General features: G+C 61.6%; 9 protein-coding genes. 6 read left to right on the top strand and 3 right to left on the bottom strand.

Features of this window, described 5'->3' with window-relative positions; genetic code table 11:
• Positions 1 to 2 precede the first annotated feature (2 nt).
• The 3 genes from M5G18_RS00095 to M5G18_RS00085 all read right to left on the bottom strand — a co-directional run bounded on the left by M5G18_RS00095 (position 3) and on the right by M5G18_RS00085 (position 3,083).
• Positions 3 to 953: a SphA family protein gene (locus tag M5G18_RS00095; protein ID WP_007955060.1), complete on the bottom strand. Its 951-nt coding sequence runs from the start codon at positions 951 to 953 to the stop codon at positions 3 to 5.
• Between the two features lie 12 nt (positions 954 to 965).
• Entirely contained in the window at positions 966 to 2,342 is a 1,377-nt protein-coding gene (locus M5G18_RS00090) for a DUF1254 domain-containing protein (protein ID WP_273898629.1), read from the bottom strand.
• A 315-nt stretch (positions 2,343 to 2,657) separates the two neighbouring features.
• The gene (locus tag M5G18_RS00085; protein WP_085604104.1) at positions 2,658 to 3,083 is read right to left on the bottom strand and encodes a YciI family protein; all 426 of its coding nucleotides are present in this window, start codon (positions 3,081 to 3,083) and stop codon (positions 2,658 to 2,660) included.
• A gap of 132 nt (positions 3,084 to 3,215) precedes the next feature.
• Here M5G18_RS00085 and M5G18_RS00080 point away from each other — a divergent pair, with 132 nt between their 5' ends.
• The 6 genes from M5G18_RS00080 (at position 3,216) to M5G18_RS00055 (ending at position 13,446) form a co-directional block, all read left to right on the top strand.
• A complete protein-coding gene (locus M5G18_RS00080; protein ID WP_273898617.1) occupies positions 3,216 to 3,659 on the top strand; it encodes an SRPBCC family protein in 444 nt (147 codons plus the stop codon).
• 132 nt (positions 3,660 to 3,791) lie between these two features.
• Positions 3,792 to 4,292, top strand: coding sequence for a thiol peroxidase (gene tpx / locus M5G18_RS00075; RefSeq protein WP_007955056.1), 501 nt, complete (start codon positions 3,792 to 3,794; stop codon positions 4,290 to 4,292).
• 175 nt (positions 4,293 to 4,467) lie between these two features.
• Complete coding sequence (locus M5G18_RS00070) at positions 4,468 to 5,775, top strand: MdtA/MuxA family multidrug efflux RND transporter periplasmic adaptor subunit (RefSeq protein WP_273898620.1); 1,308 nt, start codon at positions 4,468 to 4,470, stop codon at positions 5,773 to 5,775.
• Entirely contained in the window at positions 5,772 to 8,876 is a 3,105-nt protein-coding gene (locus M5G18_RS00065) for an MdtB/MuxB family multidrug efflux RND transporter permease subunit (protein WP_085604098.1), read from the top strand. The genes M5G18_RS00070 and M5G18_RS00065 overlap by 4 nt, the downstream gene beginning before the upstream one ends.
• A complete protein-coding gene (locus M5G18_RS00060) occupies positions 8,873 to 11,980 on the top strand; it encodes an efflux RND transporter permease subunit (RefSeq protein ID WP_273898622.1) in 3,108 nt (1,035 codons plus the stop codon). The genes M5G18_RS00065 and M5G18_RS00060 overlap by 4 nt, the downstream gene beginning before the upstream one ends.
• A complete protein-coding gene (locus M5G18_RS00055; protein WP_273898623.1) occupies positions 11,977 to 13,446 on the top strand; it encodes an efflux transporter outer membrane subunit in 1,470 nt (489 codons plus the stop codon). The genes M5G18_RS00060 and M5G18_RS00055 overlap by 4 nt, the downstream gene beginning before the upstream one ends.
• The last annotated feature ends 3 nt before the right edge of the window (positions 13,447 to 13,449 follow it).

The following is a 13,449-nucleotide window of genomic DNA, read 5'->3' as shown; positions in this document are numbered from 1 at the left end:
GTCTAGAAAAACGCCAGAGTCAGGTTGACGGCGACGCCGTTGCCTTCAGGCCGGTTCTTGGTGTCGAACTCCGGCACCCAGCGCGCGCTGACGCTGGCCTGTGCATCGGCGAACTTGCCACTCCAGCCGACGGTCGGGCCGGCGCCCACCGAGCGCCCGCGAAAGCCGTTGAGGGTGTCGGCGGTGTCGCCCTTGTCGTCGCTGATCTGCTGGACGTAACCGGCGACCAGCCCGGCGTTCCAGCCGTTGCCGAAACCGTGGGTCCACAAGGCTTCAAGGGTGAAGATGTCGCCGGTGCGGTAATCGGTGGCCTTGTTCTCGGTGTAGAACTGCAGGTTGCCGGAGAGGGTGAATTCGCCGCCCTTGCCGTCCAGATGCGAGAACGCCACGGTGGGCATGAACGTGTAGTTGTTCTGCCCGGCGTTGGCCAGACGATCATCGTTATAGGCGCCGGTCGGCACGTAGATCGGCAGCGAAAACGCGATGTGGTTGAGCTCGTCGAAGTGGTAGCCGGCGGCAATCGGCGTGATCAGCGCATCGGCAAACTGGGTGCCGGAGTCGCTGGTACCGAGGGTGCGCCCGCGCGGGCCGGTGACGGCGGCATCGATGTCGGTGTACTGGACAGGCACGCCAATGGCCGAGGCATAATTCCATTGGCCTTTGCCGGTGTCCCAGACGTGGGTGAGGTTGGCCATGGTGTAGGAGACTTTCATCTTGATCCCGGCGCTGACCTCACCGGAAATCGGCGCGCCGCCACTGCCCTTGATCTCGCCGTCGTACCAGATGCTGGTCACGGACATCACCCAGCCCGGCGCTGGTGGAATCACACCTGCGTTGGAGAAAACCTGCTGGCCGGTGATCGGCCGACCGACACCACCTTCAGCCGCGTACACGAGCGGACTGCCGATCATGCACAGCGCCAGCAACGGGCGGACAACACAAGGCTTGACCATGAAGCACTCCGTTTATTGTTTTGAGTCGGATGGCGTCAGCAGCGGCATTTTCCATTCGCCGCTGGCCACTTCCGGTTTCGGCAGATACAGGCGCAACACGCCGTAGAACGGCCCATTCGGCGCGGGCAGCCAGTTGGCCTGTTTGTCCTTGCCCGGATTCTTGTGCTGTACGTAGAGGGTCAGGCCGCCGTCGGCGTCGAGCTTGAGGTCCGGCAGCATTCGCGAGTTGATCAGGTAACGGTTCAGCGGGTTGGCCACCAGCAATTTGCTCTGGCCGTCGTACATCGTCAGCGACCAGAACGCGTCGGCCGGGGGCAGGGTGCCCTTGGCGAAATGCAGGGTGTAGTCGTGTTTCGAGGCATCTGCCGGCTGGCCGTCCTTGTCGACGAAATAGCCGATGTAATCCGCTTCTTCGGCGGAGTTTCCGAAGATCCCCATATTGGCCCCGGCGTAGCGGTACAGGTAATTGCCCTTGAGGTGATCGCGGGTGCCGAAGAAGTCGCCGCTGCTGACTTCATGGGTCTCGACCTTGTCTTTCTTGAAGGTGGCGAACTCGGCTTTTGCGTCAGCAATGCCATCCTCGAGTGCCTTACGGTGTTCGGGGCTGAGTGTCTTCGGGTCAAACGGCTTTCCGGCGCCAATGCCGATTTTGGCAAAGCGGCCGAGCAGGTCTTTCTCGACATCCTGCGGCGGGGTGAAGGCCAGCATGAAGTTCAGGTAGCGAAACAGATCCGGGGTTTCGCTCATGGTCGGCGTCGGTTTCGGCCAGTTGACCTTCGGTGCCGGCGGCGGAGCTTTCTGCTTCACGTAGTGGCTCAGGGTCTCGACCTTGTAGCCTTTCTGGATCTGTTTGACCTTGGCCAGGTCCTTGTCGTCGAACAGCTGCGTGCGGTATAGCGCGTAGGTGAGGTTGCTTTCGCTGCGCAGCAACCGGTCGATGTTGAGCGGTTGCTGACCCTGCCAGTCCGGCCCGGCAATCATGAAGTGACCACCGTTGTTGCCGGTGCTGCGAGTGCCCAGGTAAGCGAAGTTCTGCGTGTAGGCGTCGATCAGTTGCACCGAGTAATAACGGTGCTCTTCGATAGGCGGCAGGGTGAGAATCAGTGGTTCGGCCCGCAGATCCATCCAGACGAATGAATAGGGCGTATCGGCGTTCGGCGTGACGAACGCGGTGTCTTTCGCGGTGAAGGCCTTGGCGGTGTTGCCGATCCTGTTCAGCGGCGCCTTGTAGTTCGGGCTCTTGGTGTCGATGGCCTGGGTGTAGAGGGTCTTGTACATCTCCACCACCGGAAAGCCATACAGATAGGCTTCCTTGGCAATGGCCCGGGCTTCTTCGGGGCTGGCGGTGAAATCCTGAGCACCGACGCCGCAACTGACGAACATGCTCATCACGCCGTAACCGGCGGCTTTGATCAGCGTTTTCGAACGGCCGCTGAAGACCGACGTCAGCACGCTCGCCGACCACAAGACGTTGATCCTGTTGTGCTTGGACATGATTCCCCGGTTCCCTGGTGGCTCAGTGGACGACTCGGCACTCTCTAGGCCGTTACGACGTAATCCCTTTCTTATCAAGCCTGTAGGACATGTCTGTTGACGCTAGCAGTTAATCGGGGGTTAGCCAGTCTAAGGGGTTAATTCTTTGGTTTTGTGCGCAGGATCACGTTGTTTTGTGCACGAAAGTGATCCTGCGCAAATTTTCGTAACTCAGTGTTTTTTGGCCTGTTCGCGTATGCGTTCTTCCTGTTCACGCAGTTCCGGGGTGAACTCGGCGCCGAAATCTTCCGGGCTGAACACCTGGCGAATCTCGATTTCCGATTCAGTGCCCGGCATGGGATTCGGGCAGCGCTTGACCCATTCGATGGCTTCCTCTTTCGACTTCACGTCCCAGATCCAGTAACCGGCGATCAGCTCTTTGGTCTCGGCGAACGGGCCGTCGATCACGCTGCGGTTTTCACCGCTGAAGCGCACACGGGCGCCTTTGCTGCTGGGGTGCAGGCCGTCGGCGGACACCAGAATGCCGGCCTTGGCCAGTTGTTCGTTGTAGTTGCCCATGTCGGTCAGCAATTGCTCGCTGGGCATCACGCCGGCTTCGGAGTCGTGGCTGGCTTTGACAATGATCATGAAGCGCATGGTGTTTCTCCGCAGATAGGTGAGGGATTCATGGCTTAGTCGAACGGCCGGGGTCTGAATCGACAGGTCGTTAAAGAAAAGATGCAGACTCGCGTTTTAACAAGCATCACCTTCATTCGGAATGTGTCCGCCATGCCCACCCTGGAACTCACCACGCTGATCCCCGGCCGAACCCCGAACGAGGTGCTCGACTTCTGCCTGGAAGGGGTTAACTTCCCGAAAATCTTTCCCGAGCGCATTACGCCATTGGGGAATATCGATCTGAGCAATCTGCGAATCGAAGCCGGGCGGCAATTCCGCTTCCGGCACTGGATGTTCAATCTGATTCCTTCGAACTGGACGGTGACGATCCGAGAGGTCAGCGACACGCATTTTGTCGATGAAATGCTCAAGGGGCCGTTGCGGGCCTTTCGTCATGAACACCGGGTGGCGGCGGGCGAGGGCGGTACGCTCTACACCGACCGCGTGACGTATTCGGCCGTTGGCGGGGCGTTCAGTGAAGGCTTGCTGGTGAACGGTTACATGCGGCGGATCTTCGAGGCCCGGCATCGCAACATGCTGCATTTGCTGGGTTGACGCTCAAGGTTGTATCCAATCTTGCGGGGCGGCACATGACAATTTCGGTTCAGGCATAGGTCGTCGGACAATTTCGTGGTTAACTTCCGCCTCTTGCATGCTTTCCCAACAACGTTAAGAAGGACTCCGTTCATGGCTCAAGTCACGCTCAAAGGCAACCCGGTTCAAGTCAACGGCCAACTGCCACAAGCCGGTTCCAAGGCGCCAGCCTTTTCCCTGGTAGCCGGCAATCTGTCCGACGTCACCCTGAAAGACTTCGCCGGCAAGCGCAAAGTGCTGAACATCTTCCCAAGCGTCGACACTCCGACCTGCGCCACCTCCGTGCGCAAGTTCAACGCTCAGGCCAACGACATCAGCAACACTGTTGTGCTGTGCATCTCGGCTGACCTGCCGTTCGCCCAGGCTCGCTTCTGCGGCGCCGAAGGCCTGGAAAACGTACAAAACCTGTCGACCCTGCGCGGCGCCGAGTTTATCGAGAACTACGGTGTGGCCATCGCTGACGGCCCGCTGAAAGGCCTGACCGCCCGTGCGGTGGTTGTTCTGGACGAAAACGACAACGTCCTGCACAGCGAACTGGTCAAGGAAATTGCAGAAGAGCCTAACTACGAAGCGGCGCTGTCCGTTCTCAAGTAAGCGCTTTTACAATTGTTAACGGCCTGGCTCTGTCCAGGCCGTTTTCATTTGTGTATCAGTGTTTTGCCTCACACCTTGAAACGTAAGTGGAAGGTAAATTGCCGGTAAAGCCGCTTTGCTAAATCCCCACCAGTGCTTATCGTTCAGCCTCCCGTAAAAGAAGCCCACGCGCCCAATGGTTAATCACTCCATGCAATCCTCCTCCCGTAACTCCCGTCGCTGGCTGTTGAGCCTGCTTGTCCTGCTGGTCATTGCCGGTCTGTGCTGGAAATTCTGGCCCGCCGGTTCGACCCACAAGGAGGGCGGCGAGAAGGCGCAGGCCGGTCACACCGGCCGTTCGGGGATGATGCGTCCGGGCTTTGGCGGGGCGGGTGGGCCGATTCCGGTACGCGTGGCGCCGGCGGTTACCGGGGATTTCCCGCTGTACTACAAGGCCCTGGGCACGGTGACGGCGCTCAACACCATCAATGTGCGCAGCCGGGTCGGTGGCGAGCTGGTGAAGATTTATTTCGAGGAAGGGCAAATGGTCAAGGCCGGCGACCTGCTGGCGGAGATCGACCCGCGCTCGTACCAGAACGCCTTGCTCCAGGCTGAAGGCACCTTGCTGCAGAACCAGGCACAGTTGAAGAACGCCCAGGTCGATGTCGAGCGTTATCGCGGTCTTTACAAAGAAGACAGCATCGCCAAGCAGACACTGGACACCGCTGAAGCACTGGTCGGCCAGTACCTCGGCACCGTAAAAACCAATCAGGCGGCGGTCAACGACGCCAAGCTCAATCTCGAATTCACCAAGATCCGCGCACCGATTGCCGGTCGCGTCGGCCTGCGTCAGCTCGACGTCGGCAACCTCGTGGCGGCCAACGACACCACGTTCCTCGCGGTCATCACTCAGACCCAACCGATCAGCGTGGCCTTCACCCTGCCGGAAAACAGCCTGGAAACCGTGCTCGCCCGCTACCGCAGCGGCGCTAAACTGCCCGCCGAAGCCTGGGATCGTGGCGACACCAAGCTGCAAGCCACCGGTGTACTGCAAAGCCTCGACAACCAGATCGACGTGACTACCGGTACCCTGAAATTCAAGGCGCGCTACGAGAACCGCGATCAGTCGCTGTTCCCCAACCAGTTCGTCAACGTTCACTTGCTGGCTGACACCCTGAAAGGTGTGGTACTGGCTCCGTCGGCCGCGATCCAGTTCGGCACCAACGGCACCTTTGTCTACGCGCTGGACGGCGACAAGAAAGTCACCATCCGCCAGTTGAAGATTGGCGCCAGCGACGGCGAAAACACCGTGATCACCGAAGGCCTGGCCGCTGGCGATCGGGTGGTGCTGGAAGGCACCGATCGTCTGAAGGAAGGCAGCGAAGTGGAAGTGGTCAACGACAGCAAGGATGTACCGACCACCCCGACCGAACACCTGCAAGGCAAGTCCGCCGCCACCGCGCCTGGCGCCACCGTCACTGACAAGGCCAAGAAGGGCGCATGAACATTTCGCGTCTGTTCATCCTCCGCCCGGTCGCCACCACGTTGAGCATGCTGGCCATCGTGCTGGCCGGTCTGATCGCCTATCGCCTGCTGCCGGTTTCGGCCCTGCCGCAAGTCGACTATCCGACCATCCGGGTCATGACCCTGTATCCGGGCGCAAGTCCCGACGTGATGACCAGTGCCGTCACCGCGCCGCTTGAGCGCCAGTTCGGGCAGATGCCGGGCCTGACGCAAATGGCTTCGACCAGTTCCGGCGGCGCGTCGGTGCTGACCCTGCGTTTCAGCCTCGACATCAACATGGACGTCGCCGAACAGCAGGTGCAGGCCGCGATCAACGCCGCGACCAACCTGTTGCCGACCGACTTGCCGGCGCCGCCGGTCTACAACAAGGTCAACCCGGCGGACACCCCGGTGCTGACCCTGGCCATCACCTCGAAAACCATGCTGTTGCCCAAACTCAATGATCTGGTCGATACGCGCATGGCGCAGAAGATCGCTCAGATCAGCGGTGTCGGCATGGTCAGCATTGCCGGCGGCCAGCGTCAGGCGGTGCGGATCAAGGTCAACCCCGAGGCGCTCGCGGCCAACGGCCTGAACCTTTCGGACGTGCGCACGCTGATCAGTGCGTCCAACGTCAACCAGCCCAAGGGCAACTTCGACGGCCCGACCCGGGTGTCGATGCTCGACGCCAACGACCAGCTGACCTCGCCCAAGGATTACGCCAACCTGATCCTGGCCTACGCCAATGGCGCGCCGCTGCGGCTCAAGGATGTCGCGCAGATCGTGGACGGCGCCGAGAACGAGCGTCTGGCGGCGTGGGCCAACCAGAATCAGGCTGTTCTGCTGAACATTCAGCGTCAGCCGGGCGCCAACGTGATCGAAGTGGTCGACCGGATCAAGGCGCTGCTGCCGAGCATCACCGACAACCTGCCGGCCGGTCTCGACGTGGTCGTGCTGACCGACCGCACCCAGACCATCCGTGCTTCCGTCACCGACGTGCAACATGAACTGCTGATCGCCATCGCGCTGGTGGTGATGGTGACGTTCCTGTTCCTGCGGCGCGCCAGTGCCACGATCATTCCGTCGGTGGCCGTGCCGCTGTCGCTGATCGGTACATTCGGCGTGATGTACCTCGCCGGGTTTTCGGTCAACAACCTGACCTTGATGGCCCTGACCATCGCCACCGGTTTCGTGGTCGATGACGCGATCGTGATGCTGGAAAACATCGCGCGTTTCATCGAGGAGGGCGACAGCCCGATGCAGGCGGCGCTCAAGGGCGCGAAACAGATCGGTTTCACCCTGATTTCCCTGACCCTGTCGCTGATCGCGGTACTGATTCCGCTGCTGTTCATGGCCGACGTCGTGGGGCGGTTGTTCCGCGAATTCGCCATCACCCTGGCGGTGGCGATCCTGATTTCCCTGGTGGTCTCGCTGACCCTGACGCCGATGATGTGCGCGCGTCTGCTCAAACGTGAGCCGGAGCCGCACGAACAGGGCCGTTTCTACCGCGCCAGCGGTGCGTTCATCGACTGGATGATCGCCGCTTACGGGCGCAAGTTGCAGTGGGTGCTCAAGCACCAGCCGCTGACCCTGCTGGTGGCCATCGGCACCCTGGCCCTGACCGTGTTCCTTTATATGGTGGTGCCCAAGGGCTTCTTCCCGGTGCAGGACACCGGGGTGATCCAGGGCATTTCCGAAGCGCCGCAGTCGATTTCCTTCGCCGCCATGGGCGAGCGTCAGCAGGCGCTGGCCAAGGTGATTCTGGAAGATCCGGCGGTGGAAAGCCTGTCGTCCTACATCGGTGTCGACGGTGACAACGCCACGCTCAACAGCGGTCGGCTGCTGATCAACCTCAAGCCCCATGGCCAGCGTGATCTGACGGCGACCGAAGTAATTGCCCGCCTGCAACCGCAACTGGACAAGCTTGTCGGCATCCGCCTGTTCATGCAGCCGGTGCAGGACTTGACCATCGAAGACCGCGTCAGCCGTACTCAGTACCAGTTCAGCATGTCGTCGCCGGATTCCGAATTGCTCAGCCTGTGGAGCGGCCGTCTGGTCGAGGCCCTGGCCCAGCGTCCGGAGTTGACCGACGTTGCCAGTGACTTGCAGGACAAGGGCTTGCAGGTGTTCCTGGTGATCGACCGCGACGCCGCTTCACGGCTGGGCGTGTCGGTGTCGAACATCACCGATGCGCTGTACGACGCGTTCGGCCAACGGCAGATTTCGACCATATACACCCAGGCCAGCCAGTACCGCGTGGTGCTGCAGGCTCAGGCCGGGGAGAAGATCGGCCCGCAGGCGCTGGATCAGATTCACGTCAAGACCACCGATGGCGGGCAGGTGCGGTTGTCGAGTCTGGCCCACGTCGAGGAGCGGCAGGCGCAACTGGCGATCACCCACATCGGCCAGTTCCCGGCGGTGATGATGTCGTTCAACCTCGCGCCCGGCGTGGCGCTGGGGCATGCGGTGGACATCATCGAGCAGGTGCAGAAGGACATCGGCATGCCGATCGGCGTGCAGACCCAGTTCCAGGGCGCAGCCGAAGCGTTCCAGGCGTCGTTGTCGAGCACCTTGCTGCTGATTCTGGCGGCGGTGGTGACCATGTATATCGTGCTGGGCGTGCTTTACGAGAGCTACATTCACCCGATCACCATTCTGTCGACCTTGCCGTCGGCGGCGGTGGGGGCGTTGCTGGCGTTGCTGCTCAGTGGCAATGACCTGGGGATGATCGCGATCATCGGCATCATCCTGCTGATCGGTATCGTGAAGAAGAACGCGATCATGATGATCGACTTCGCCCTCGACGCTGAACGCACCCAGGGCATGGCGCCGGAGCAGGCGATCTATCAGGCGGCACTGTTGCGTTTCCGGCCGATTCTGATGACCACGCTGGCGGCACTGTTTGGTGCGGTGCCGTTGATGCTGGCCACCGGTTCCGGCGCTGAATTGCGTCAACCGCTGGGTCTGGTGATGGTCGGCGGGTTGCTGGTGAGTCAGGTGCTGACGCTGTTCACCACCCCGGTGATCTACCTGTACTTCGATCGTCTCGGCCGGCGCTGGGGCCGTGCTCCTTCGGCCGTGGAGCCGGTGGAACAGCCATGAACCTGTCCGGTCCCTTCATCAAGCGCCCGGTGGCGACCATGCTCCTGAGCCTGGCGATCATGCTGCTGGGCGGCGTGAGCTTTGGTCTGCTGCCGGTGTCGCCGCTGCCGCAAATGGATTTCCCGGTGATCGTGGTGCAGGCGAGCCTGCCCGGCGCCAGTCCGGAAGTCATGGCGTCCACCGTGGCCACGCCGCTGGAGCGTTCGTTCGGCGCCATCGCCGGCGTCAACACCATGAGCAGCCGCTCCAGCCAGGGCTCGACCCGGGTCATCCTGCAATTCGACCTCGACCGCGACATCAACGGCGCGGCGCGGGAAGTGCAGGCGGCGATCAACGCCTCTCGCAATCTGCTGCCGAGCGGGATGCGCAGCATGCCGACCTACAAGAAGGTCAACCCGTCGCAGGCACCGATCATGGTGCTGTCGCTGACCTCGGACGTACTGGAAAAGGGGCAGCTCTACGATCTGGCGTCGACCATTCTTTCCCAGAGCCTGTCCCAGGTGCAGGGCGTCGGCGAAGTGCAGATCGGCGGCAGCTCGTTGCCAGCGGTGCGTATCGAGCTCGAACCCCAGGCGCTGAACCAGTACGGCGTGGCCCTCGACGATGTGCGCAAGACCATCGCCGAAGCCAACGTGCGCCGGCCCAAGGGTTCGGTCGAGGACGACCAGCGTCTGTGGCAGATTCAGGCCAACGACCAGTTGGAGAAAGCCAAGGATTACGAATCGCTGATCATCCACTACAACGGCGGCGCGGCCCTGCGTCTGAAAGACGTGGCCAAGGTCAGCGACGGCGTGGAAGACCGCTACAACAGCGGTTTCTTCAACGATGACGCGGCGGTGCTGCTGGTAATCAACCGCCAGGCCGGTGCCAACATCATCGAGACGGTCAACGAGATCAAGGCGCAGTTGCCGGCGTTGCAGGCGGTGCTGCCGGCCAGCGTCAAACTGAACCTGGCGATGGATCGCTCACCGGTGATCAAGGCCACCCTGCACGAAGCGGAAATGACCCTGCTGATCGCCGTGGCACTGGTGATTCTGGTGGTGTTCCTGTTCCTCGGCAATTTCCGCGCGTCCCTGATTCCGACGTTGGCGGTGCCGGTGTCGCTGGTCGGCACCTTTGCGGTGATGTACCTCTACGGATTCTCGCTGAACAACCTGTCGCTGATGGCGCTGATTCTCGCCACCGGGCTGGTGGTGGACGACGCCATCGTGGTGCTGGAGAACATTTCCCGGCACATCGACGAAGGCGTCAAACCGATGAAGGCCGCGTACCTCGGGGCCAAGGAAGTCGGGTTTACCTTGCTGTCGATGAACGTCTCGCTGGTGGCGGTGTTCCTGTCGATCCTGTTCATGGGCGGGATCATCGAAAGCCTGTTCCGCGAGTTTTCCATCACCCTGGCCGCGGCCATCGTGGTGTCGCTGGTGGTTTCCCTGACGCTGACCCCGATGCTCTGCGCCCGCTGGCTCAAACCTCATATACCGGGCGAGGAAAACCGCCTGCAACGCTGGAGCCGCCGCACCAACGACTGGATGGTCGGCAAGTACGCCACCAGCCTCGACTGGGTGTTGCGCCACCGTCGCCTGACATTACTGAGCCTGATCATTACCGTCGGGGTCAACGTCGCTCTCTATGTGGTGGTGCCGAAAACCTTCATGCCGCAGCAGGACACCGGCCAGTTGATCGGTTTCGTGCGCGGTGACGACGGTCTGTCGTTCAGCGTGATGCAGCCGAAAATGGAAGTCTTCCGCCGTGCCGTGCTCAAGGACGAAGCGGTCGAGAGTGTGGCCGGGTTCATCGGTGGCACCAACGGCACCAACAACGCGTTCATGCTGGTACGCCTGAAGCCGATCAAGGAACGCAACCTGTCGGCGCAGAAAGTCATCGAGCGCCTGCGCAAGGAAATGCCCAAGGTGGCCGGTGCGCAGTTGATGCTGATGGCCGACCAGGACCTGCAATTCGGCGGCGGGCGCGAGCAGACCACTTCGCAGTACAGCTACATCCTGCAAAGTGGTGATCTGGGCGCCTTGCGCGAGTGGTACCCGAAAGTGGTCACCGCGCTGCGGGCCTTGCCCGAGCTGACCGCCATCGACGCCCGCGAAGGCGCGGGTGCGCAACAGGTGACACTGATCGTCGACCGCGATCAGGCCAAGCGCCTGGGCGTGGACATGGAAATGGTCACGGCGGTGCTCAACAACGCCTACAGCCAGCGGCAGATTTCCACGATCTACGACAGCCTCAACCAATATCAGGTGGTGATGGAGGTCAATCCGAAATACGCCCAGGACCCGGTGACGCTCAAGCAGGTTCAGGTGATCACCGCCGATGGCGCGCGGATTCCTCTGTCGACCTTCGCTCATTACGAAAACAGCCTGGAAGACGACCGGGTCAGCCACGAAGGCCAGTTCGCCTCCGAGAGCATTTCCTTCGACATGGCCGAAGGCGTGACAGTGGAGCAGGGCAGCGCCGCCATCGAGCGGGCGATTGCCAAACTTGGCCTGCCGGAAGACGTGATCGTGAAAATGGCCGGCACCGCCGATGCGTTCGCCGCCACCCAGAAGAGCCAGCCGTTCATGATCCTTGGCGCGCTGCTGGCGGTGTATCTGGTGCTGGGCGTGCTGTATGAAAGTTACATTCACCCGCTGACAATTCTGTCGACGCTGCCGTCGGCCGGGGTCGGTGCCTTGCTGTCGATCTACGTGCTGGGCGGCGAGTTCAGCCTGATCTCGCTGCTCGGGTTGTTCCTGCTGATCGGCGTGGTGAAGAAGAACGCGATCCTGATGATCGACCTGGCGCTGCAACTGGAGCGTCATCAGGGCATGGCGCCGCTGGAGTCGATCCGCAGCGCCTGTCTGCAACGCTTGCGGCCGATCCTGATGACCACGCTGGCAGCGATCCTCGGCGCCTTGCCGTTGCTGCTCAGCCGGGCCGAAGGCGCGGAAATGCGCCAGCCGCTGGGCCTGACCATCATCGGCGGGCTGGTCTTCAGCCAGGTGCTGACCCTTTACACCACGCCTGTGGTTTACCTCTATCTCGACAAGCTGCGCCATCGTTTCAACAAATGGCGTGGCGTGCGCACCGATGCTGCTCTGGAAACTCCGCTATGACTGACCGTTCGCTTATCAATCTGGCTACCGCTCGCGGCTCGCGTCTGCTGAGCCTGTCCCTGTGCGTGGCGATGCTCAGTGCCTGCGCCGTCGGCCCGGACTACCAGCGCCCGCAGACCGCCGAAATCGCCCAGTACAAGGAAGCCGAAGGCTGGCGTCAGGCCAACCCGAGCGATTCACTGGCACGCGGTGCCTGGTGGGAGCTGTATGGCGACCGTCAGCTCAACGAGCTGATCGAGAAACTCAACAGTTCCAACCAGACGGTCGCCCAGTCCGAAGCGCAGTACCGTCAGGCCCAGGCCTTGGTGCGCAGCGCGCGCGGGGCGTTTTACCCGAGCGTTGATCTGAGCGCCGGCAAGACCCGTTCCAGCCAGGGCACCGGCAGCAGCAGTTCGAGCCTGAGCAGTTCCTCCAGCGGTATTCGTGATACTTACAACGCGCAACTGGGCGTGAGTTGGGAGGCGGATGTCTGGGGCAAATTGCGTCGTGGCCTGGAAGCCAATGAGGCCAGCGCCCAGGCGAGCTACGCCGATTTGGCGGCGATGCGTTTGAGCCAGCAATCCGAGCTGGTGCAGAACTACCTGCAGCTGCGGGTGATCGATCAGCAGAAACGTCTGCTCGAATCGACAGTGGCGGCCTATGAGCGCTCGCTGAAAATGACCATGAACCAGTACAACGCCGGGGTTTCCGGGCGTGATGCGGTAGCGCAGGCGCAGACCCAGCTGAAAACCACCCAGGGCGATCTGGTGGACCTGATCTGGCAACGGGCGCAGTTCGAAAACGCCATCGCGGTACTGACCGGCCAGCTGCCCGCCGAATTCAACATTGCCGAAACCCAGGACATTCCCAAGCTGCCGCAAATCCCGCTGAGCCTGCCGTCGCAGTTGCTGGAGCGCCGACCGGACATCGCCTCGGCCGAGCGTTCGGTGATCGCTGCCAACGCCAACATCGGCGTGGCCAAGGCTGCGTACTACCCGGACTTCAGCCTGAGCATGAGCGGCGGCTACAGCAGCAGTACGTCGCAGAACCTGATCAGCCTGCCGAACCGCTTCTGGTCGGTGGGGCCGAAAATGACCTTGCCGCTGTTCGACGGCGGCATCCGCTCGGCCGAAGTCGATCGCACCGAAGCGGTGTACGACCAGACCGTCGCCAAATACCGTCAGACCGTGCTCGACGGTTTCCGCGAAGTGGAAAACTATCTGGTGCAGTTGAAGGTGTACGAGGACGAAGCGGCCGTACGCCAGGAAGCCCTCGATGCGGCACGGGATTCGTTGCGTCTGACTGAAAACCAGTACAAGGCCGGCGTGATTGCTTATCTCGATGTGGTGGTGGTGCAGGCGACGGCGCTGAGCAATGAACGCACTGTCCTGAATATCCTGCAGAGCCGTTTGATTGCCAGTGTGCAGTTGATCGCGGCGCTGGGCGGTGGTTGGGACGGGCAGCTGGAAACCACTGATAACCGCTGAAAC

It is taken from the genome of Pseudomonas aphyarum, from assembly GCF_028657055.1.
In the GTDB taxonomy this organism is placed as follows: domain Bacteria; phylum Pseudomonadota; class Gammaproteobacteria; order Pseudomonadales; family Pseudomonadaceae; genus Aquipseudomonas; species Aquipseudomonas aphyarum.
Note: the sequence above shows the minus strand (reverse complement) of the source record. Positions and strands in the feature narration are given on the sequence as shown.

Excerpts from the sequence above, each read along its gene's own strand:
- M5G18_RS00095 (WP_007955060.1), bottom strand. The coding sequence starts at position 953 with ATGGTCAAGCCTTGTGTTGTCCGCCCGTTGCTGGCGCTGTGCATGATC.
- M5G18_RS00090 (WP_273898629.1), bottom strand. The coding sequence starts at position 2,342 with ATGAGCATGTTCGTCAGTTGCGGCGTCGGTGCTCAGGATTTCACCGCC.
- M5G18_RS00085 (WP_085604104.1), bottom strand. The coding sequence starts at position 3,083 with ATGCGCTTCATGATCATTGTCAAAGCCAGCCACGACTCCGAAGCCGGC.
- M5G18_RS00080 (WP_273898617.1), top strand. The coding sequence starts at position 3,216 with ATGCCCACCCTGGAACTCACCACGCTGATCCCCGGCCGAACCCCGAAC.
- tpx (WP_007955056.1), top strand. The coding sequence starts at position 3,792 with ATGGCTCAAGTCACGCTCAAAGGCAACCCGGTTCAAGTCAACGGCCAA.
- M5G18_RS00070 (WP_273898620.1), top strand. The coding sequence starts at position 4,468 with ATGGTTAATCACTCCATGCAATCCTCCTCCCGTAACTCCCGTCGCTGG.
- M5G18_RS00065 (WP_085604098.1), top strand. The coding sequence starts at position 5,772 with ATGAACATTTCGCGTCTGTTCATCCTCCGCCCGGTCGCCACCACGTTG.
- M5G18_RS00060 (WP_273898622.1), top strand. The coding sequence starts at position 8,873 with ATGAACCTGTCCGGTCCCTTCATCAAGCGCCCGGTGGCGACCATGCTC.
- M5G18_RS00055 (WP_273898623.1), top strand. The coding sequence starts at position 11,977 with ATGACTGACCGTTCGCTTATCAATCTGGCTACCGCTCGCGGCTCGCGT.